17 protein-coding genes are annotated in these 21,385 nt (G+C 70.3%); 16 read left to right on the top strand and 1 reads right to left on the bottom strand.

Annotated elements, in window-relative coordinates; all coding sequences use genetic code 11:
• The first annotated feature begins 219 nt into the window (after positions 1-219).
• The 14 genes from ACZ6MA_RS29895 to ACZ6MA_RS29830 all read left to right on the top strand — a co-directional run bounded on the left by ACZ6MA_RS29895 (position 220) and on the right by ACZ6MA_RS29830 (position 18,704).
• On the top strand, positions 220-645 hold the full coding sequence (locus tag ACZ6MA_RS29895) for a hypothetical protein (protein WP_469437559.1): 426 nt from the start codon (positions 220-222) through the stop codon (positions 643-645).
• A gap of 1,582 nt (positions 646-2,227) precedes the next feature.
• Positions 2,228-3,094, top strand: coding sequence for a hypothetical protein (locus tag ACZ6MA_RS29890; RefSeq protein WP_469437558.1), 867 nt, complete (start codon positions 2,228-2,230; stop codon positions 3,092-3,094).
• A gap of 92 nt (positions 3,095-3,186) precedes the next feature.
• Positions 3,187-3,468 carry a hypothetical protein gene (locus tag ACZ6MA_RS29885; RefSeq protein WP_469437557.1) on the top strand — a complete coding sequence of 94 codons (282 nt, stop codon included), beginning with the start codon at positions 3,187-3,189 and terminating at the stop codon, positions 3,466-3,468.
• Positions 3,465-4,610 carry a conjugal transfer protein gene (locus ACZ6MA_RS29880; RefSeq protein ID WP_469437555.1) on the top strand — a complete coding sequence of 382 codons (1,146 nt, stop codon included), beginning with the start codon at positions 3,465-3,467 and terminating at the stop codon, positions 4,608-4,610. The genes ACZ6MA_RS29885 and ACZ6MA_RS29880 overlap by 4 nt, the downstream gene beginning before the upstream one ends.
• A gap of 34 nt (positions 4,611-4,644) precedes the next feature.
• Positions 4,645-4,971, top strand: coding sequence for a hypothetical protein (locus ACZ6MA_RS29875; RefSeq protein ID WP_469437554.1), 327 nt, complete (start codon positions 4,645-4,647; stop codon positions 4,969-4,971).
• A complete protein-coding gene (locus tag ACZ6MA_RS29870; protein WP_469437552.1) occupies positions 4,968-5,525 on the top strand; it encodes a hypothetical protein in 558 nt (185 codons plus the stop codon). The genes ACZ6MA_RS29875 and ACZ6MA_RS29870 overlap by 4 nt, the downstream gene beginning before the upstream one ends.
• 49 nt (positions 5,526-5,574) lie before the next feature.
• Positions 5,575-8,181 (top strand): ATP-binding protein, encoded by a 2,607-nt coding sequence (locus ACZ6MA_RS29865; RefSeq protein ID WP_469437550.1) that lies wholly within the window; start codon positions 5,575-5,577, stop codon positions 8,179-8,181.
• Positions 8,178-10,787, top strand: coding sequence for a hypothetical protein (locus ACZ6MA_RS29860; RefSeq protein ID WP_469437549.1), 2,610 nt, complete (start codon positions 8,178-8,180; stop codon positions 10,785-10,787). Before ACZ6MA_RS29865 ends, ACZ6MA_RS29860 begins: the two co-directional genes overlap by 4 nt.
• A gap of 99 nt (positions 10,788-10,886) precedes the next feature.
• Positions 10,887-11,555, top strand: a complete 669-nt coding sequence (locus tag ACZ6MA_RS29855; protein WP_469437548.1) for a Cif family virulence factor — start codon at positions 10,887-10,889, stop codon at positions 11,553-11,555.
• Positions 11,556-11,564: 9 nt separating this feature from the next.
• A complete protein-coding gene (locus tag ACZ6MA_RS29850; RefSeq protein WP_469437546.1) occupies positions 11,565-13,016 on the top strand; it encodes a peptidoglycan DD-metalloendopeptidase family protein in 1,452 nt (483 codons plus the stop codon).
• A 214-nt stretch (positions 13,017-13,230) separates the two neighbouring features.
• Complete coding sequence (locus ACZ6MA_RS29845) at positions 13,231-13,740, top strand: hypothetical protein (protein ID WP_469437545.1); 510 nt, start codon at positions 13,231-13,233, stop codon at positions 13,738-13,740.
• A 30-nt stretch (positions 13,741-13,770) separates the two neighbouring features.
• Positions 13,771-16,149, top strand: coding sequence for a type IV secretory system conjugative DNA transfer family protein (locus ACZ6MA_RS29840; protein WP_469437544.1), 2,379 nt, complete (start codon positions 13,771-13,773; stop codon positions 16,147-16,149).
• Positions 16,146-17,264: a replication-relaxation family protein gene (locus tag ACZ6MA_RS29835; RefSeq protein ID WP_469437542.1), complete on the top strand. Its 1,119-nt coding sequence runs from the start codon at positions 16,146-16,148 to the stop codon at positions 17,262-17,264. Before ACZ6MA_RS29840 ends, ACZ6MA_RS29835 begins: the two co-directional genes overlap by 4 nt.
• 108 nt (positions 17,265-17,372) lie before the next feature.
• The gene (locus ACZ6MA_RS29830; protein ID WP_469437540.1) at positions 17,373-18,704 is read left to right on the top strand and encodes a ParB/RepB/Spo0J family partition protein; all 1,332 of its coding nucleotides are present in this window, start codon (positions 17,373-17,375) and stop codon (positions 18,702-18,704) included.
• On the opposite strand, the gene ACZ6MA_RS29825 is transcribed toward ACZ6MA_RS29830, so the two are convergent.
• A complete protein-coding gene (locus tag ACZ6MA_RS29825; protein ID WP_469437539.1) occupies positions 18,679-18,963 on the bottom strand; it encodes a hypothetical protein in 285 nt (94 codons plus the stop codon). The genes ACZ6MA_RS29830 and ACZ6MA_RS29825 overlap by 26 nt on opposite strands.
• Here ACZ6MA_RS29825 and ACZ6MA_RS29820 point away from each other — a divergent pair.
• The gene (locus ACZ6MA_RS29820; RefSeq protein WP_469437538.1) at positions 18,953-19,843 is read left to right on the top strand and encodes a DUF4417 domain-containing protein; all 891 of its coding nucleotides are present in this window, start codon (positions 18,953-18,955) and stop codon (positions 19,841-19,843) included. The genes ACZ6MA_RS29825 and ACZ6MA_RS29820 overlap by 11 nt on opposite strands.
• The gene (locus ACZ6MA_RS29815) at positions 19,830-21,371 is read left to right on the top strand and encodes an amidoligase family protein (RefSeq protein WP_469437536.1); all 1,542 of its coding nucleotides are present in this window, start codon (positions 19,830-19,832) and stop codon (positions 21,369-21,371) included. Before ACZ6MA_RS29820 ends, ACZ6MA_RS29815 begins: the two co-directional genes overlap by 14 nt.
• The last annotated feature ends 14 nt before the right edge of the window (positions 21,372-21,385 follow it).

Raw genomic sequence — 21,385 nt, 5'->3', positions numbered from 1 at the left:
CGAGCACAGCCGGTCAGCCCGTCCGGTGCTCGCGGGCACCGCCGCGCGGCGGTGGGGGGGGGGGGGGGCCCCCCCCCCCCCCCCCCCCCCCCCCGCACCGGCGTTACGGTCGGCCCGCGGGCTAGCCGAGCGAGGATCCAGGGCCCGGGTGGAGGCTCATCCCCCTATAGGAAACTGGGCGCGGACGGCTCATCCGCCCCGAAGAAGGAAGGACGCACCGTGCTCGAACGCTTCGCCGTCGACGACGGACATCACTTACCCACGCTGATCATCGACGAGGATGCGTCCGCCGTCGCCGGTGCGGCTCGCTTCCGGTCCAGCTGTTCCTGCGGCCGCATGCCGCACCACCCTGCCGGCAGCCGCGACCAGGCCGTCGCTGCGCACCTCGCCCATGTCGGCACCCGGCTTGGCCCCTCCCGAGGGCCGACGTGGCTACCCGTGGAAGCCCGGCTGCTCTTGTTGTTCGTAGGGTGCCTGGCCCTGGGTGCGGCCGGCGTGCTGGGATCCCTGGCGCTGGTCGAGGAACTGCATCTGGCCGGATCCGCAGCCCTCGTCATCCGAGCCAGCGGGATCCTGGCAGGGTTCGTGGCGGCCGGCTGCCTGATGGTCGCGGTCCGCCACTTCATCGCTCCAACCCGACACTGAGGTTCGAGGCCCGAGGGGGCGTCAGCAGCCGGGCCCGGCTGCTGACGCCCCCTCGCCCTGTTCCCGGCCGCGCCATCGAAAGCGCCAGCCACCGCACCGCCGCAGCGAAGTTACTCGCTAGGGGGCGAACCATGACGGTCAGTCGCCGTAGCCCTGTGGTGTGGTTGTCAGACAGCAAGACCCGCCGGCTGACAACGGGGGCTGGCTCGGAGCCAGCGCCCTGGGCCACCCGCTGGCCGGCCAGACGACCTTCCACAGCCTGGAGCAGTACCTCGGCGCACCGGCCCGACGCGCTTCACCTCGGCCAGCCACCCGCACCGGAGGGCCGCAGACGATCGCATGGACGCCTGCCGAGCGCGCCGCACCGCACCACCCGGCGGAGCCGTTCCCATGGGTGCGCATGCGGTGCGCACCCATAGGTGCGGGTGCGGTGCGCGAGCCTCGGCAAGTCGGCGGCGCACCGCACCAACCGGGTCCACGGCACGGTGCGGTGCGGGTGCGGTGCGCCGCCCGGGCAGGTGCGCCTGGGGCAGTCCGGCTTCGGCTCGGCAAGGTGGGGTCACCTCCCCCCGGGGGTTCCGCTTGGGTGCCCTCATCGTGGGCAACGGGTGTCTCCACCGGTCCTTGCCGAGCAGCCGGAGTGAAGCTTGAGGACGTCGAACGAGTGCCGTCAGGCACAGAGAGTGATCATTGACGGTGGCAGGCATCTCCTTCGGCCTGGTGCGCCGCTCAGGTCGAGGCTGCTGTGCGCACCATCCAGCGGGAACGGCGCTCTGGCCGGTGTCTGCATTTCCCCTGGACAACGCTCGCTAGCGAAGGACGTTTCCCCTGGACACGGCTCGCTAGTGTCCAAATGATTACGCTGCGTTGTGCCGATACGCCGGGTGGTTGGCCTACCTCAGGCATGTCGGCGGCAGGCACGCACCGAAGTGGTGACTACCGTCCGTGCTCGACGTGGTGAGACGCTCTCCCTCTCCCCAGCCCGGCGGATCCCACAGGGGAAAGGCGGACGCACGCGTCCGACGGCCACCTTCCGCTTCGTACGGGACCTCCAAACCGCACCCGCGCACCACCGCCCTGCGCGCCGCTGCACCGGACTCCCTGGCCACGGTGCGCTCGGTGCGTGTCGGCCGCCGAAACCGTGCGCACCGCACGGCGCACCGCGTACCGCGCACCACAGTCTGCGCACCACACCGAACACCGCGCACCTGGCGCCCGCACCGGGTGCGCTGGTGCGCCGGTGCTGACGCCCGTGGTGCGCCAGTGCCGGCAGGTGCGGGGGCCAGTGCGGAATCGCGCCGGCGATCGTGCATCCCGTGCGCTGTCCCGACGGCTGCGGCCGGGCGAGCGCACGTCCGAGGTCCTGCCTTGACAGCGGCCGCTAGCGAGCCGTGACAAGCGGTTGGTCCCGACCCCTAGCGAAGTCCAACAGACCTCTGTCAAGGGGGGCCCAGAGATCGTCTGCGTCATCCACCAATCCCCGGATGACGCGAGAGGGCGGGCTCAGGACATGGCCACCAAGATCCATCTCCACGAAGGAAGCTCCTCTGCGTCCGGACGCAGCTACAGCTCGATCGGACGCATGAACCGTGACTGGGCCGACCTGGCCCGGGACCTGCGGGCGGCCGACCACGTCACCGTATGGTCGGCACACCACTCAGAGCTGGCCGGGGCCCAGACTCCTCAGGACGTCATCGACCGGCTGGCCGCCCTGCACCGGTCGGGCGAATGGCACGGCCACGACGCCGTCATGACGGTTCTCGTCCGTCGCGCCATGGCGGGCGGATTCGACGGCGATCTCGCCTGGCGCATCGCGATGCGCGTCCTGCTGCCGAAGACGATCATGATGGCCCGGACTCAGCTCCGGACGGGCGTGGAATTCGACGAGGTCCTCTCCACCATGCTGAGCGCCCTGTGCGAGGTCGTGCGGACCTACCCGCTGGAGCGCAGGCCCCGCGCCCTCTTCGCCAACCTGTCCATGGACACCCTCGCCCTGGCCCAGCGCATCCTCGCGGACGACTTCGACGACCGCGGCAAGCTGCGCGACGCAGCCAGCGACATGGCCCCGCTGGCCGACGAGCCGATGGCATCGGTGCTGGCGCTCGGCGAGGCTCCCGACCCCTACGAGCAGGTGCGGCTGACCGAGCTCCTGGTGCGGGCGATCGAGCTCGAGCTCGTCAGTGAGGACGAGCCGGAGCTGACGGCCGGCGCCGCGCGCACCGAGCTGCTCGCGCTCGTCAGCTGGGCCGTGGACATCCAGGCGCTGACTCCCCTCGAGGCCCAGCGCATCACCGAGTACCACCTGTCCGCCGCAGACCTTCCCGGCCGGGCACACCGCACGACCCGCTCGATGGGTGCCTCCGGCGACCGGATTCGCCAGCGCGCCAGCCGCGCGACCCGGCCGCTGCGCCGGGCGGAAACGCTGAACGCCTACCTGGCAGCCGCCTGAGGTTTCTTCCCGCCGCATGTCACACGGCGGACTTCCCCGACACCTCTATGGGTGATCCCCCCGTCCCCCGCCCGAACCCAGGGAGAACAGCTGTGTCCCCTCTTCCTTCCCGCCTAGCAGGGCTCGCCCGTCCGGTACCGGACGCCGACGAGCTGCTCGTCGCCCGTGCCCGGCGCCAGGCCATCCTCCTGGCCGCCGCGCTGGTGCGTCAGCCGCTCGACCGGAAGGTGCATCAGGACCTGCGCACGTTCGTGGAGAACGACTCCGAGCCGGCACTGCGGGCGTGGGAGTCGCTGGTGTCCCGCACCCCTGAAGAGCTCCGCGATCGCATTCGCACCGTGCTCTTGCGCCACACCTCCCGGAGGGCCTCGTGAAGCGGCTGCGCCTGCGCAACAAGGACACCGCCCGGAGCGAGGAGGCGGCCCCCGCGGTGGAGAAGAGCGACGCGGCTGATGACACCGACCACACCGGCTGGCAGACCAGCACTGCCGGTCTGTCCAGCATGGCGCAGCTGACCCGCATCGCTGTCTGGGGGCTCGTCGCCTCTGGGCCCCTGCTCGGCATCGCCGCGCTGGTCGGCTCCTCCGGCCCTGCGCAGGGTGCGCCGAAGAAGGCCCCGGTGGTGCGGCAGTCCTCGGGAACGGGTCCCTCCGGGTTCGCCACGCTGTATGTGACGGCGTTTCTGGAGGCCGGCGATGGCACCGAGAAGTCGCTGTCGCCGTACTACTCAGGTCCGGTAGCTCTGACCGTTGCGCCCGGGACGCGGAGTGTGACGCGCTCGGCAGTGATGGGTGCCCGGGAGACCGCGCCCGGCTACTGGTCGGTGACGGTCGCCGCCAGCGTCTCCGTCAAGGACACGAAGGGCACCGCCGGCCCCGCGACCGTGCAGTACTACCGCGTGGGCGTACAGGCTCTCGGGCCGGAGAGCGCGGGCGGCGCTTCCTCCGCCAGCGACACACCAGTCGGCTACACCGCTACGTCGCTGCCAGCGCAGGTCGCAGCGCCCGAAGCACTCAAGCCGGGCGCGCTGGGCTACGGCACCTCCCGCGGCAGCAGCGCCTCCGACCCGGCAACGGACACCGTCGCCGGCTTCCTCAGCGCCTATCTCGCCGGCAGCGGGGATCTGTCCCGCTACACCTCGCCCGGCGTGCGCCTGCAGCCGGTGGCCCCGGCCCCGTACAGCGCGGTCAAGGTCACCCACGTCGACGACGACTCCACGAGCGCTGGTGACCAGAAGGTGCCCGGCGACGGAGTCAAGCGTCGCCTGCTGGCGAGTGTCGCCGCCACCGACAAGGAAGGGCGCGCTTGGCCGCTGACCTACGCGCTGGAGCTCAGCTCCCGCGCCGGACGGTGGGAGGTCGCGGCCTTGGCCGACGCCCCGGTGCTCAAGCCGGAGAGCAAGCCGACGGCGGCCCCCACCACTGCGGCCCCTGAATCCGACAGCTCCAGCACACCCACGGCCACCCCTTCGTCTCCGTCGGACGCCAGCGGATCGCCTTCGCCGTCGGGCTCCTGACCCTCCCTCTCTCCCACACACGAAGGAAACGTTCATGCACATCACCACTGACCCGAACAACCTCGTCCTGGCCGGCGAAATCCTGGACTGGGGGAACACCAAACTCGGCGAGGTCCGCAAGCTCCTGTTCGGCGCCGCCTCCGTCATGGCCATCGCCGCCGTACTTACGGCCTGGTGGCGCACCAAGAGCTGGGTCGGCACGCTCGTCGCGTTCTTGCTCGCGGCCCTGGTCCTGTGGGGCATCGCCAACATGACCATCCTCAAGGACAAGGTCGGCTCCGAAATCGACGCCGGCGCTGTCACCGTCGTGCAGGTGACGGACACCTCCTCAGCAAGGTCTGCGGTCGGTCTCCTCTCATGAGTGATCTTGAGGAGGAGGAGCTCGTCGGCCACTCCTACACCCGGGCGCGCAAGCACCCGCTGGTCATCGGCAAGCTCCCGGGAGCCGGCCGGCTCCCGGGAGGGCCGTACACGATCACCCAGATCGTGACCATGGTCGCCAGCTTCGGGCTGCTCATCATGACCCGCGAGCTGTGGGCACGCTTCGGACTCATGAACTTCGTCGTCCTGATCGCCCTGCCCTGGGGCATGGCCTGGGTGCTGCGCTACGCACGGCTGGACGGCCGTGACCCTGCCCGCGCCCTGCGGAGCCTGCTCATCTATTCCTCCGCCCCCGCGGGCGGCCGGCTATCCGGCCGCCCGCAGCGCACCGCCCGCCCTCGCCTGGCCGGCGCCACCTGCACCATCCACGTGCGCACCCCGGATCCGGAGCCGGCCGAGGAGCCGACTCCAGCAGCCCGGCCGGCGGCCCGGGCAGCAGCGGCCGCACCCTCTCCAGTGGCGGAAACCAGCCGACCCGCGCCCCGCACTCATCTGCAGGCGCTGCTGGCCTCGCTCGACGAACGCGCCTCCTGAACGCCCCGCCTTCCGCCGGTATCTCCCTTTCACTTTGCAAGGACTTGTCATGCGTCTTCCCGTCCGGCACATCAGCGGCCACCTGATCTGGACCACCTACGCAACCACCTGGGCGTGCTGGCGCGTGGACACCGAGAACTACACGCACGCGTCCAAGTCCACCAAGCGCGAGCGGCTTGACGCGCTCGAGGCCCTGTTCAAGGCCTTGCGCGGCGAGGCGCTGCTGCTGAGCCTGTGCCCCCAGGTCGACGCCGCCAGTGTGGTCACCCGCATGACGGCCGGCGTCGACCTGGAGGAGTCACCCGAGTTCGTCGACCTGTCCCTGCGCGTCCTCGACCAGCTGGAGGGTCTGGAGCTGACCGGCCGGGTGGACTTCCTGTGCGTGCCGCTGCCGCACGTCGACCTGAAGGACACCGCACGGGCGATGGTCTCGTCGGCCTCGGCCGAGATCCTTTCCGCGCTCGGCCTGCCCGTGGCCCCGATCCGGCCGGAGGAGGAGAAGGACCGGCTTGAGCAGGCCAAGCGGATGGCCGCCGGCTGGCCGTCAGGCATCAAGCTCCGCCCGGCCACTGAGGCGGAGATCCTGTGGATCTACGGCCACAGCGCCCGACGGGGCATCAGCGAACCACTCCTCCCCGAGGAGGGCACCCCGCGCGCCCTCCGCGGCCGCGGCCACACCGTGCGCGCCCATACACAGGTCGTCCTGGACGAGGGCGGGCGCAGCGACCGTTTGTCGAAGGCCCCGGCGAACCCCTTTAGACGGCGCTACCTGAAGGTCGCTTCCGAGTACGGGGATTCCTACCAGGCGTTCAGCATCCTGTCGGAAATGCCCGAGGCGTTCCGCTTTCCCGGTTCCGAGTATCTGTCGATCCTGGACGAGTTCGGGTTCCCGGTGGACTGGGCAGTGCGGCTGCACGTGGAGTCCGGCGCCAAGGCCGAGCCGAAGAGCCGCAGGCAGCAGCGCGAGCTGGCCCACCAGCGCAGCCAGTACGAGGGGGACACCGCAGGGGCACCGCCCTCCGTGGACCGAGCGAGCCTGACGCTGGACGAGTACCGCGACCGTCTGACGGCGTCCTCCACGGAGGTGGAGATCCGCGCCTCGGTTGCGGTCTGCGTGTGGGGGGAGACGCCGGAGGAGGCCAACGAGAAGGCCACCAGCCTCGCCCACCACTTCGGCGGCAACGACTACACCCTGGTGAGGCCGGTCGGAGACCAGGCCGCGCTCTTCCACGCGATGCTTCCCGGCACCAAGACGCCGCGTCCGATGTTCGACTACACCCAGTACCTGCTGGCCCGCGACTTCGCCATGTCGATGCCCTTCTGCGGTGCCAGTCTGGGCGACGACGCCGGCTCCCTCTTCGGGCTCCAGCTCAACGGCGGCGGCGTGCGCCCCGTGCTGGCCGACTTCTCCCACGGCCCCCGCGTCAACGCCTCCGCCTCGGCGGCCTTCGTCGGCGAACTCGGCTCCGGCAAGTCCGTGGCCATGAAGTGCGCGATGCACTCCATCCTCACCACCGGCCACCGCACCGGATCCAAGAAGTCCCGCGGCCGTGCCCTGGTCATCGACCGCACCCCGCAGCAGGAATGGTCCCGGTTCGCCTCCGCCTGCCCCGGCACCACCCAAATCATCAGCGTCGACGAGAACGCCGGCGTCTCCCTCGACCCCTTGCGGATCTTCCGCGGCCCCCGCGCCGCCCGCTACACCGAAAGCTTCCTGACCCCGTTGCTGGACATCGGCTCGATGTCCGTCGAGGGCATCACCCTCGCCGAGGCCATCGAAGCCACCCGCCTGGCGCCAAACCCGAGCATGACCGCGCTCATCCAGACCCTCGCCGACCGCGCTCACACCGCAGACCCCGAAGAGCCCAACGACAGCGCGGTGCGCGCCGCGGCATCCGAGCTCGTACGCAAGCTGCGCAGCCTCGCCAAGAAAGACCTGGGCCGGGTGATCTTCGATGGCACTCTGCCGGTCGTCCAGATCACCAACGCCGATTCCATCGTCTTCGCCGTGGACCGCCTGGGCCTTCCGTCCAAGGAGGAGCTGACCGAGCACCGCCTGGTCAGCCTCGAGGTCGAAAAGCGCTTCGGCTGGCGTCTGATGTACCTGATAACCGCGCTGTGCAGGGAGATCGCTTTCGCCAACCCGGCGGAGTTCTGCGGCGTTTTCCTGGACGAATGCTGGTGGCTGACGAGCTCGGCCGAGGGATCGAACCTGCTCCTGGAGCTGATCGCCGACGGCCGTAAGCACAACGCCGGCGCTTTCGCCGGCAGCCACGACCCGTACGACATCGGCCCGAAGAACGAAATCGGGGACAAGATCCGTGCGTTGCTCTCCCACATCTTCGTCTTCCGCCACCGCAGCAAGACGCTGGCCCGCAGGTGTCTGGAATTCCTGGACCTCGACCCGGCCGACGCCGAGATGGTCAAACTCATCACGGAGAACCTCAGCCCCATCAACCTCTCCGACAGCGAGCGGATCCTGCGCGCTGGCGAATGCCTCTACCGCGACCTGCGCAAGCGCATCGCCGGCATGAAGGTCCTCATCCCGGCCGACGAGCGGGCCGCCCAGGCCATTCACACCACGCCCGGCAAGCACCAGGCCGACGACGCTGAAGCCCTGGAGAACCTGGCCTTCGACGAGGGGGCCCTGGTATGAGACGCCTCACCCGATCCGGTGCGGGCGGCGGCCCGCGGCGCCGGCGGCGAGCGGTCTGGACCGCTCTCCTGGCCCTGCCGCTCGCGCTGTTCATCAGCCTCTCGGTACGGGTGGCCTTCGCCGCTCCCGATCCGACACCCGGCCCCACCCCCGGGGCATCCCCCCCGCCGCAGCCCGGCCCCTCCGCGCCGGCGTCGCCCGCGCCGTCCGCTCCTGCCTCTCCGGGCAGCAGCGCACCGGCCTCCCCCGCCCCCTCGGCACCGGCTCCCCAGCCGCCCGCGAATCCAGGGAACCCTGGGGGGATCCTCAGCCGGATTCCCCAGCAGTCCGACGACGAGCTGACCAAGCCGGCCAAGGAGGGCAACGGCCTGCTGTCCCCCTTCGACGTCAACGACGAGAACGGCGTGCCGATCTCGAGCTACGGCGTGAACGCCGACACCGGCGGCTGGAAGGACATCGACCTCAAGATCTGGAACCTGATCGCACAGATCTTCTTCAGCATCGCCAAGTGGGCGGTCGGATTCGCGTGCTGGCTGATCGACTGGGCCCTGAATTTCGGCCTGGCCAAGATCCTCGTCGGGCCCGTCGACGACATCGCCAGCACCATCAAGAACCAGCTGATCGACCGCCTGGGCCTGCCGGGCTTCTTCCTGCTCCTCGCCGGCCTCTACGCCGGGTGGAACATCCTCTTCCGCCAGCGCAGCCGCGGCTTCGCCGAGGCGGGCCTGTCCCTGGTGATCGCCGCAGTGACTACGACCGTGCTGGTCTCACCCGCCCAGGTGCTGCTCGGCACGCACGACCAGCCCACCCCGCAGGGCTCCACGATGCTGCTGTCCGACGACGGGCTACTCGGCAAGGCCAAGGGCATGAGCCTGGAGGTCTCCGGGATCGTCCTGAACAAGAACGACACCAGCAGCGGCTCGACGCCTGAGAGCGTGAGCAAGCCCATTACCCACGCACTGGTGGACGCGCTCGTCGTCAAACCGAATCAGCTGATGCTCTACGGCCGCACGTTCGACGGCGAATGCGCCACGGCCTTCGGCAAGTACAAGCTCGCCGAGTACAACCTGTCGCGGTTCGGGCTGAACTACTGGGAGGCCACGAACCTCGACATGACCGTGGGGGAGGAGACCAAGGCCCGCCTGAGGTCCATCGGCGATCGCTTCGTCAAGGCGTGCGACGACGGCAGCAAGAACAAGCTCATGTCCCGGCGGGCTTCCGCGGACCTGGCGTTCAGTGCCCTGTTCATCGCGATCGCCGCGCTGATCGTCTGCGTCCTGATGGTCCTGGTCACCGGAGGATTTCTCACCGCACAGGGGTGGCTGGCCTTCGAAGGAATCCGCGGCCACTGGGCCCTGTGCGCCGGCATCCTCCCCGGCGGCGGCCGCGCCACCTTGTGGCGCTGGGTAGCTGCGGTCACCAAGGCCGTGCTGTCCGTCATCCTCGCGCTCCTCTTCCTGGCCATCTTCATCCTGGTGATTCTGGCTCTGGTCAAGGCGGACACCGGCGACGTCCTGGCCGTGAAGTTCATGGCGATCGACTTCGCCGCCATCGCAGGGCTCGCCGGCCACAAGAAGATCAGGGAGACGGCACGGCAGATCGCGGTCCAGCTCAACCGGCGCCTGGCCAACGCCCGCGTCGGTGGAGCCCGCCGGTCGATCTTCAACGCCCCCGGCCGCTACGCCGAGACCGCACCCGGGCTCAAGCAGCTGTGGGGAGAGGCCCGCGGTGAAGCCCGCAGGGCCTCCGCACCGCTCAAGTCGGCGAAGAACATGTGGGTCGGCTCCCCTCAGGCCGCGGCGAAGAAGCGCAGCAAGCTGCGCATGGCGGCGCGAGCGGCCGCGGCGGTCGGTACCGGCGGCGCGGCCGCTGCCGCGCAGGCGGCGGCTCGGCAGACACTGAAGAGCCGTCTGTCCGCGGCGGCGGCCAACAAGCTGGCCGGCACCCGCGGGGGCAGGGCCACCATGGCCACGGGCAAGGCCACACTGAACACCGCCAAGTACGGCTACAAGGCGACCAAATTTGCTGCTCTGGCCACTATCGGCGCCCCGGTGGGAGTCCCGCGAGGTGTCGCAGCGACCAAGCGGGGCGCGCAGGCTGCGGCGCAGCGTGCCGGCGTGGTGAAGGATCAGCTGCTTGCGGTAAAGGACCGGAAGGTCAGCGAGGCCAAGGCGTTCGGGACCGAGTACAAGACCAACGCCGCCACCATGGGCCGGTTCCTCGGCCGTCACAGCGCCAACATCCAGCTCGGCCTGGCTCAGCCGCTCATTCCCCAGGCCAGCCCGAGCGCCGCACCCGGACCGCGCGTGGCCGCGAGCGCCCCGCCCGTACCGGGCGGAACACCGCTGCCCGCTTCGCCGCCTCCCCCTCCCCCTCCGGCGCCAGCTCCCGCGCCGCCCACGCCCAGGGTGGCAACCCCGTCCAACCCGCCGCTCTCCGGCCCTGCCGTCGTTCCGGTGATGCCGACCGCAGCCGCTCCGCCCTCCGCTCCGCCGAGCGCGGGGCCGAGTGCAGCGCCGCCGGCCAGCCCCCCGCCGCCTGCGGGCGGAGCCCGGCGCCCCCGACGGGCGACCCGGCCAGCCGGGCCGCCGCCCTCGCGTCCCTGACCCCGTACCGGAGGCGGGCCCTCCACCAGCCCGACTCCGGCTCACGTTCTCTGCGCCCCGGGCGCCACAAACGATTCGTCCACCCGATGGGGGTGCACCATGCCCAAGTCCACAACACCTCGACGGCGAGCCGTCGGCACCGCCGCCCTCTTCACCGGCGCAGTGCTCTTCGCCGGCCTGGGCATCGCCCTTCTGGCCGCGCCCCACCCCGACTCCGCCCCCAAGGCCCGCCAAGCTCCCGCCCCGAGCACCTCGCCCTCCCGGCCACCTGCGCCCGGGGGGCCCTCTCCTTCCGCGGCGGCGCCCTCGCCGTCCAAGCCCGCGAGCCAGGTGCCTGCCGCAGGCGCGGTGCCCCAGGGGTTGCCCCAGCCCGTCGCCGACGCAGCGAAACGATTCGTCATGGCCTGGGCCGGCCACGACGCCAGGCCTGGCAAGGACGCGTCCTACAGCACGGCCGCCGAGCGCGCTGCTGCCGAGGCCACCTCGGAGTTCGCCACGAAGCTGCGTGGCAGGACGGGAAGCGCCGGCGCCCACCAGTGGCAGCAGTGGCAGGCCGCGCGGACCCGTGTCACCGCGGACATCACGCGGATCAGCGTTCCGGACGGAGCGCCCGCCCCCACCGGTGACACGGCTTACGCACGGGTGCTCTACACGCTCATCGTCACCCCCGAGACCGGGCCGGCCATCACCCGTCCCCAGCAGGTCGCCCTCAAGCTCAGCCGCTCCCCCGACAGCCGGTGGCGTGCCGCCGACATGCCGAACGTCTGAGGCGGCCCCGTGAAGAAAGCTTTCGCCTCCATCGGCTGTGTAGGGGTCGCGCTCTTCGGGCTGCTCGTCGCGGCCGTCCTGGCCATCACCTCCGCCATCGGCGAGGACAACACCAGCAACGGCATGACCAACGCCGGCTTCGGCGGAGGCCTGAGCGACACCAAGGACATCCCGAGCTGGATCCGCCCCCTCATCACCAGCGCCATCCAGAAGCACGGGTGCCCCGAGGTGACCCCCTCCCTCCTGGCAGCCCAGATCTACTCCGAGAGCACCTGGGACCCGAAGGCCGAATCCAAGGACCCGAAAACCGGTGAGGTCATCGCCCAAGGCATCGCCCAGTTCATCCCAGGCACCTGGAAGACGGACGGCGTCGACGGCAACGGCGACGGCCGCAAGGACGTCTTCGACCCGCAGGACGCCATACCCTCCGCCGTCGCCTACGACTGCAGCCTCGCCAAGGACGTCAAAGACGTGCCCGGCGACAAAACCGACAACATGCTCGCCGCCTACAACGCCGGCCCCTACGCGGTCATCCACGCGGGAGACGTTCCCCCTTTTGACGAGACACAGGGGTACGTGAAGGAAATCCGTGCTCTTGCCCGCAAGTGGGCAGCACCGATGTCCGGCGGCGGAGCCGCCGCTGGTCGACTCGGGGAGGTCATCCAGGCAGCGCGCGCCGCCCTGGACACGCCCTACCAGTGGGGCGGGGAATGCCAGCCTCCCTTCCAGGGCGGCAACGGCTGCGACTGCTCGAGCCTGGTCAAGATGGCCTGGTCCAGAGCCGGCGTGAATCTGCCCCGGAGCACGTACGAACAGGTCAGTGAGGGCAGCGAAGTCCCCTCGGTGCGAGACCTCCAGCCCGGCGACCTGATCTTCACGGGCGGCAGCGCTTCCGCGCCGGAGCACGTGTCCATGTTCATCGGGGGCGGCGAGGTCATCGACGCCCCCCATACCGGCGCGAACGTGCGCATCAAGCCCCTGTCCTACTGGGAATCACAGATCCTGAGAATGAAGCACCTGGGCTACACCGAGCCGGCGAAGGGCGGCACCTCGGGCAGCTGGGTCGCCCCCGTGGCCGACGACTCGATCGGCACCGGCTACCGGGTGTCGGGCTCGAGTTGGTCCAGCGGGTACCACACCGGCGTCGACTTCCCCGTGCCTGCCGGCACCGCGGTTCGCGCGGTCGGCCCGGGCACCGTGGTCACCGCCGGCTGGTCCGACGCGTACGGGTACCAGGTGGTGATCAGGCACGGGGACGGCATGTACTCCCAGTACGCCCACCAGTCCTCGCTGTCCGTCAGCTCCGGGCAGCAGGTAGGCGGAGGCCAGCAGATCGGCGTCTCCGGCGATACCGGCAACGCCAGTGGCCCCCACCTGCACTTCGAGACCCGCACCGGCCCCGAATACGGATCGGACACCGACCCGCTGGGCTACCTCCGCAGCCACGGGATCAACATCTGACCCGCCCCTGTCGGCGCCATGGCCCCCACGGGGCCCATGGCGCCGACCCTGTGCGGTCGCCGGCGGAGAAAGTTCAGCGAGGCATGTCACACGGAGGCCTTCCGCAACACCTCTATGGGTGATCCCCCCAACTGGCCTCAGTCAGGAGATTCCCCATGTCCTCCACTCCTTCCGCTGCCACACCTCCGGCGGCCCGGTCACGGGCCGGTGCCCCATGACGACCAACGACATGATCGACAAGCTCTTTGACGCCGCCCAGGCGCTCCCCGAGCACACGCAGGCCGCGGCGCATTGGGCGACCGGCAACGCTTGGTGGATAGCCACCTTGGCCCTTCTCGGCGTGCTGCTCACCCAGGCGCTCCGCCACCTGGTCACCCGAAGGATGCTGCAGCAGGGGCGCCTTGCCTTCGAGGTGCTGCCCACCAACGGCTTCGACCCGGGGCTCGAGGAAGTCCTGCGGTTCGCCAAACAGATCGCCCAGGCGCAGCGCAGCGTCTCGCGGTGGGCCTTCACTCCCGCCCGGGGCACGGCGATGCGGGTGCGGCTGCTGTCGACCGGAGGACCGCTGACGCTGCGCCTTGAGGGGCCTGCCCGGGCGGCCTCGGTGTTGCGCCACCAGGGATACGCGCAGTGCGAGCTGCGGGCGGTGGATGCCCAGGCGAGCCGGACTGAGCCGCCGCGTATCCGGCTGGGGGCGGCGGCTGCCAGCCCGGCGGCGGCCTGATCTTCACCACGACGAGCGAGGAACGAAGCGATGAAGACGTCTTCTCTCAAGAAGCGCAGCAGGAGGGTCGGCCTGAGGAAGGGCGCCGTGCCGGCACAGGCGCGGGGCCCCGAGAGGGAGGTGCACGTGGCGCGCGCCGAGCTGGGCCTGGCGCTGCCCGACTACCTCTCTCTTCGGGAGGTTCCGCTCCGCCCCGACCCTCTGGAAGCGCTCGCCGCGGCCGTCGCCGATGTCCGTGAGGACCTCGGCGAGCGCGCCGACGTGGTGCTGGACCTGGTGCCGGTCTCCGCGAGCAAGGTGAACCGGAGAAAACAGCGGCTCCTGTCGCAGGCCCGTCGGCGCCCTCAGGACATGCCGGCCATACCCGGCATGCCGCAGCCCGCCGGCGGCGGCCTCAGCCTGGACCGGCTGTCCTCAATCGCGTCGGAGGCCCTTCGCGAAGCGCAGGGCCACCAGGGCTCCCGCCATGCCTCGCGCTCTCAGTTCCAGCGTCCGCCCCGGATATCGGACCTCAAGGCGAGCCTGGGCAAGTTCGCGTCCGGCACAGACGCGGTCTTCGAGCTGCAGATGCTCGTGCGCACCTGTTCGGCAGACCCGGCCCGTGCCCGGGTGCTGCTGGACCAGATCCTGGCGACCCTGGAGGCCTGGGCAGGTGAGAACCATCTGCGCCCGGTCGGGCTCAACCTGGGCGTGACGCAGGTGCGCGCGGACGCCCGGCTGTACCGCAAGAACTTCGACCGCCGCTTCGCCACCGGCGAGTTTGCACCGCGCAAGCGCGGGTGGGTCACCGGAACCGAGATCGCCGGCCTGATCAAGCCGCCGACGAAGCACAACATGGCTGCGAACGTCGCCCGCTCGGGTGGCGTGGTGCCTCCGCCCCCGCCGAGCCTGCCCACCTGGACCGGGCAGCCGGACCTGCTGCCCCTGGGCTGGGTGGCCATGCCAGGTGGCGGAGAGCGCCTGGCCGGCCTGCCGTTGGCGTACTTGCTGTTCGCCTTGTTCTTGGGCAAGGCCGGTTATGGAAAGACGGAGCTGAGCCTCGTCCAGGCGATCGCGCTCGCGCACAACGGCCACGGGATTCTCTTCCTTGATCCACACGGAGACGGCTGGCAGCGCGCCCGCCCCTACCTCGCCCACCGGCATCTCGCGCCGCGGATGTGGGAGATCGACCTGACGTCCTCCGACCTGGACGCGTCGGCCGGCTCGTGGAATCCGCTGTCGATGGAGAACCGGAGCGAGTCGGACATCCCGGAGATCGTCAACGCGGTCGTCACCGGCTTCGCGAGCGCGCTGAACTGGAGCGACTCCGCAGGGCGTGCGAAGACGATCCTGACGCGGTCCGTGGAATCCCTGGTGTACCTGTCGTGGCTGCTGTCGCGAGCCGGCCGGCCCGAGCTCGCTCCCACGATCTTCCAGATCCGTACGATCCTCAACGACGAGGTGTGGCGCGAGTCCGTCGTGCCGTACCTGCCCAAGAACTTGCGGGACTTCTGGACGAAGAACTACCCGAAGTACTCCGCCGACGCCACGCCGGTCGTCACCAACGTGATCGAGCGACTGGACTCCAGCAACGCGCTGAAGGCCTTCTTGGGGTCGAGCCTGTCGACGTACGACATCCGGCATGCCATGGACACCGGGAAGATCGTCTTCGTGTGCCCGTCAGGCACCGGCGACACCGACCGGATCGTCTCCTGCCTGCTGATTTTCGACCTCTTTCGGGCCGGCCTGTCGCGCCGGGACGCGGCCGTGGCCGACCGGAAGGACTTCTTCGCCTTCATCGATGAGCTGACGGCGGTCGATGGCGCGTCCAAGGGCCACTTGGCGGCCATTGCCGAGCAGTTGCGGAAATTCCGGGTCAAGCTGCTCGCCATGACGCAGATGGCACAGCGTCTGAGCGCTACGACACGGCAGGGCCTGCTGCAGAACCTGTCCATCCTCTCCACGACGGCCAGCGACGTCGACGAGGCCCAGCTGGTCGTCAAGCGGTGGGGGAAGAAGGTCAGCCCGGACACCGTCACCCAGCTCCAGCGCTACCACTACGTGATGTCCGTGACCCTGGACGGTGGCCAGACCGACCCGTTCAAGGTCCGCGGGGCCAGCGTGGAGGACCTGTACGGCGACTACTACCGGCCCGATGACATGGACAAGCTCGACCAGTCGGTCGACCAGAACCTGCGCCGGCGACCCGTCCGCGACATCCTCAGCGACCTCAGCAAGCTCGACGGACGTATCTGGCTGTTCCTGGCCACGCTGCCCCCGCCGGCGATCGACGAGGAGGAGCCTGCGGCCGACGACGCACCCAGCGCCATCGAGGACGAAGGCGCGCACGAGGCTCCGGAGCCCGGCCCGGGTGGCGACATGACCGACGGGGAAGCCGACGGACATCCCGGAGGGACGGACTTCGCATGAACGCCATCCTCGAACACACCGCCCACATCGAGACGAGCAGCCACCCCAGGCTCCACGCCCTGTCCACCTCGGCCCTGCACACCCTGTACCAGCACCGGGTGATGTCCACCGCCCAGCTGCGCCGGCTGCTGACGCCCGCCGCGCAGCGCCCGGTGTACCTGCTGCGCAAGCTCAACGAGCTCAAGGACATGGGGCTCCTCGCCCAGGTGCGGGCCAAGAGCCACTGGGGCGGGGCGAACATCGTGCAGCAGCCGTTTCTGTGGTTCCTCACCGAGGCCGGTGCCGAGGTCGTGGAGGAAGCCGGCGAGCTGGTCACCCGTCCCTACCGCGTGACGCCCGAATCGGTCGCCAGCACCCGGCAGGCCCACACGCTGGCGGTCAACGAGGCCGGCCTCGCCTTCTTCGAACACGCCCGCAGGCTCGCCCACGAGTGCGGCCCCCTCGACTGGACTCCCGAGGTCGCCCACCGCATCCGCGACGGCCAGCGCCGGTTCGAAGACGACCACGTCATCGCCGACGCTGTGCTGCGCTACGTCCACCTGGAGCGCGGTAGGCGGACCATGTTCAACCTCTTCCTCGAAATCGACCGCGGCACCATGACCACCGCGCGCCTGGCCGCGAAGGTGACGGCCTACGGGCGGCTGTACGAGTACGTGCCGCAGCACCCGGACCGCTCGCGCCGTTCCGCTGCCGCCACCCGGCCGGCCTGGCAGTACACCTACCCGGTCTTCCCGCGGCTGCTGGTGATCCTCGACGCCGAACGCCGCTCCGCCCGCAGGTCGCTCGCCGAACATCTGGCCGCCCGTACCGAAGACCTCTACAGCCTCACCCGTGCCGACCCACGGCTGACGCGCCTGGCCAGCCAGATGTCCATCGGCGTGACCACACTGCAGCAGTTGCAAGAGCGCGGGCCCTTCGAGCCGATCTTCACCCCCCTGCTGCGCGGCACCCCAGAGGCGCGGCCGGCACCCACAGATGTCTTCCTGCGTCCCCCACGGCCGACCGCCGGCAGTGGAACGGCCGGCGGTGGCTCTCCAACCCCCGCCCGCGCAGCTGTAACCGCGACCACGAGTGTGCCCGGAGCCGTACCGGCGAACGCGAAGGCACCACGGTGAGCGGCGCACCGCTGCCCGCATGGCAGTCACCATCCGGCAGATCCGCGACGAGATCCCGCTGCCGTTCCATCACGCCTCTGAAGAATCCCAGGAAGGGAGGACCCTCGTATGACCAGCACGGCCCCGAGCGCACCGCCCCGCACGTCCGGCACCATGGCGCAGCTCACCGAGGCCCTCCAGCGCTCGGAGCGGCTGCGGCAGCGCCGCTTCGAATGGCTGCCGATGCGCGGCAGCGTCCACACCGACGTCCAGGGCCGCGGCCCCGGGCCGAGCACCAGTGCAGAGGGCCTGGCGGACCTCATCACCTCCATCTCCGCCGTCGGCGTGCTCCACCCGGTCCTCATCGAAGAGATCCCCCAACCGGACGGAACCTCCAGCCAGCGTCTGGTCATCGGCGAGCGCCGCTACCGGGCCTGCCGCTGGGGAGCGGTCAACCAGCCAGACAACCCCCGTTTCGACGCCCTGCCGGCCGTCATCTGTACCGGCCCCATCACCGATGAGGAGCGCCGCACCTGGCAGCTGGTGGAGAATCTCGCGCGCGAGGACCTTCAGCCTGGCGAGCTCGCCAAGGCGCTTCTCCTGGAGCGCAGCGCGATCCTGCACACGCAGTTGCTGAACGCCGACATCCACGTCGACGACGACATCCTGCTCATCGAAGACCCCGTTGTGCGCTTCCAGGCGCTCGAGAAACTGCGCGGCTCGGAAGGCGACCTCGCCGCGCCGTGGCCGCTGGTTTTGCGCCGGCTGGGCCTGCAGATCACTGCACGCCGCGCGCGGGAACTGGTCTCTGCCTTCCGCACGCTGCCGCGCGAGATTTCCAGCGACATGGACGAGCACCAGGTATCGCTGGCCGCGCGCACGAACCTCGCGCGGCTGACCCGCGGCCGCCGCGAGGCCGCTACCGAGATCTGGCAGGCCGTCAAGCGCTTGGGCCGCTCCGATCTTCTGTCGAGCGTGGTCAAGGCCAAGACACAAGACCCGGGTATCAGCGCCGAGGAGGCGGTCGCCGCCGCCGACATCATGCGCGAGAGCGCCAACGCAGCCCGCTCCGCCGCACTCCTCAGCCGGTCATCCTCTGACCTGGAGGACGAGCCCGGCGGGCGCGAGCAGGCTGCGGCCGAGGAGCCCGCCGGGGCAGGCACGGGCCCGGATGCCGGCGGTCCCGTCGTCAGCACACATTCCCCGGGTCCCGCAGCCGCCGTCTCGTCAATCCCCGGTGGCGAAGACGGCCAGGAGGGACCCGTTGAGGAGACCGAGCCGGCACCTCCGGTCGACCCGGACGTGGCGGGCGCGGCCCTCGAATCGCTGCGCGCGCTCAACGGCCAGCTCGCAGAGGGGCGTGTTCTGCACCGCTTCGACGCCGGGTCGCTGCGGATCCTCCTCACCGACCTCAACCGACGGCTTCCTGCCGACCTCACCACCGAAAGACACGCAGCATGAACGTTTCTCTGCCCATGCCCACCCTCGGCCGCCCCGTCCTTACCCCAGCCGCGGGGTGCAACTGCGCCGTGTGCCCGTTCTTCATGGACAACCCGGCCGCCGTCGAGCCCGTTTGCTCTGGCAGTTCCTCCAGCTGCGAGTACTGCAGCTGCGCGCGCGCCGAATCGGTGGCACCCGCCGACGGATCGGCCGGCTCGTGCAGCCGCTGCCCCATCCGCTGTGGATCACGCCCCGATATCGCCGCCTGGATGCGCGACATTGGCGGAAGCCTCCACTTCACCGGGCTGACTGTGCCCGGCACCCTGCCGGATCTCCCGCAGTTCATCCCGCAGATCGACGGGCACGACGTCCCCGGCCTCGACGCCCAGTTGCAATGGCCCGCCTACGCGGTCGGGCTGCGCCGCGTGCTCAGTCCCAAGAGCCACAAGGTCTACCCCCGCTACGCCGGCAAGACCGTCCACCAGGCCCTGGGCCTGCGTCCCGAGCAGAAGGCGGTCCTCGTCGGCTACGCGGAGGACCCGCTTGTCGAGGCGTACTGGACCCGGCGCAAGGAAGACCGCATCGCCGAGACCCTCGCCGCCCAGGAATGGGACCTGGTCCTGACCCCCAATACCAGCATGTACTTCAACCAGCCGCGGGCCGAGAACCTCATCAACATGCGGCGCAACCTCATGCTCGCCGCCGAACTCGCCGCCGCCGGCGTGCCTGCAGTTCCCTGTGTCTACTGGCTCCGCCTGGAGGACCTCGACCGGTACATCGACTGGATCGACGACAGTCCCGTCACCCCGCCGGCGCTCGCCGTGAATCTCCAGACCTTCCGCACCCCGGTCGACTGGGAGGAAATGGCCGTCCCCGGGCTGGCTTACCTGGCCGCCACCCTGCCCGAGGACATCCCCATGGTTCTCACCGGCGCCAGCCGTGCCGACCGGATCGCCACCTTGCAGGCTCTCTTCCCCGGTCGGCTCTACCTGGTGAGCCAGAACCCCCTCCAGTACGCCCGGCACGGCGCGGTCATGACCCACCAGGGCCGGGTCGACACCCAGGCCCGCACCGAAGACCTCTTCACCGCCAACGTCCGCCACTACGCCGAACTCGCCGGCATCACCGACCCCTCCGGAGGCACACGTGGGATCCGGTAGCCGCATCGACCACCAGCACCACCTCATCGCCACCACCGCCAGCGCGTCCATTTCCGCCCCCGACGCCCAGCACTTCGACGTCGCGGAGGAGCAGCAGCGCCTGATCAGCGAGATCCTTCGCCTGGGCCAGCGCATCGAGCTCGGCCAGGCAACAGACGCCGAGACGCAGCGTTTCACCGAGGCACGCGACGAGCTGCGCAGTGAGTGGGGAAGCGCCGACCCGCCGTCAGACGGGGGCCCGCTCCCGGAATCCACGCCGGACTACGAAGAGCGCGTGGCGCAGGAGGCCCGGGAGCTTGAGGGGCAGGTCCTGCTCGGGCAGGCCACCATCGAGCAGAGCGAGCGGCTCTCCGAGCTGCACGAGCGCCTCCAGCCGGCGGAGGACCGGGCCGTCCAGCGGGCCGCCGCTCAGCAGGTGCTCGACGAGATGCTCGCCGAGCAACAGGCCGCGGCCGCGCTGCACGTGCAGGCCCGTGACCGCCTGCCCGAGGAGGTCGTCAGCTACGAGGAGGACTTCGGTGCCTTCCAGCGGGCCTACGAGACCGCTCTTGAGCGCGCCGCGCGTGGGGAAGCCGCGATCCCCTACCTAACCGAGGACGCCACCGGCGGACTCGGTGCCCGGGACGGCGGCCGGGCTTTCGGTGTCGAGCTGGAGTTCGATGTCGACGGCGACTACGACACCCGCAGCGAGGCCCGCGAGCGCATTGCCCTGGACATGTACCGGGCCGGGCTGTCCCAGGACGAAGGGGTCCACGGCTACCACGCCCAGCAGTACGCCGGATACACGGACGCGGCCAACGCCTGGCGCATGGAGACCGACTGCACGGTCACCGGCGAGATCGTCTCGCCCATCCTTTACGATGAGCCGGTCACCTGGCAGAACCTGGCGACGATGTGCGAGATCATCGAGCGGCACGGAGGCCACGCCTCCATGCGCACCGGCGGTCACGTCCACGTCGGCATGCACGACTACGGCGTCGACGTCGCCAACCATTTCCGGCTGATGCAGACATACAAGGCCTACGAGGACGTCCTGTTTCGGCTGGCCCAAAATCCCGGCGCTCCAGGCAACCGGCACCGCGGCCCGGACTGGTGCACCCCCAACCACGTCCCTGCTGACGGCTACCGGAACATGTTCGCCGTCGGATACAGCGCCCGCCACGGCCAGGCGGTGAACCTCAGCGGCGCCCGCGGCCACCAGAGCGACCACGGTGAATTCCGGCTCTGGGACGGCTCCCTCAACCCGTCGGTCATCCAGACGCAGGTCAAACTGTCCCTGGGCATCACGGCCGCCGCCGTCCGCGATGCCGGCAGCACCCACGGGCCGGCCGGAGGCGATCCGGTGCAGCTGGGCGGCCACCGACAGCGCCTGCGGGAGACCGGCCTGCTCGGCCGCCGGCTCAACGGCGAGCAGTGGCGCAGCAGCACGCTGAATTTCCGGCGACTGGTCGACGAGGTCTTCCACCGCGCCCAGGACAAGGAGCAGGCGACGGCCCTTTTCGCCTCCACCCGCTGGCAACGCTACTAACCCCTCCATACCGG

This window comes from Streptomyces sp. NPDC042259 (assembly GCF_055582085.1).
Note: the sequence above shows the minus strand (reverse complement) of the source record. Positions and strands in the feature narration are given on the sequence as shown.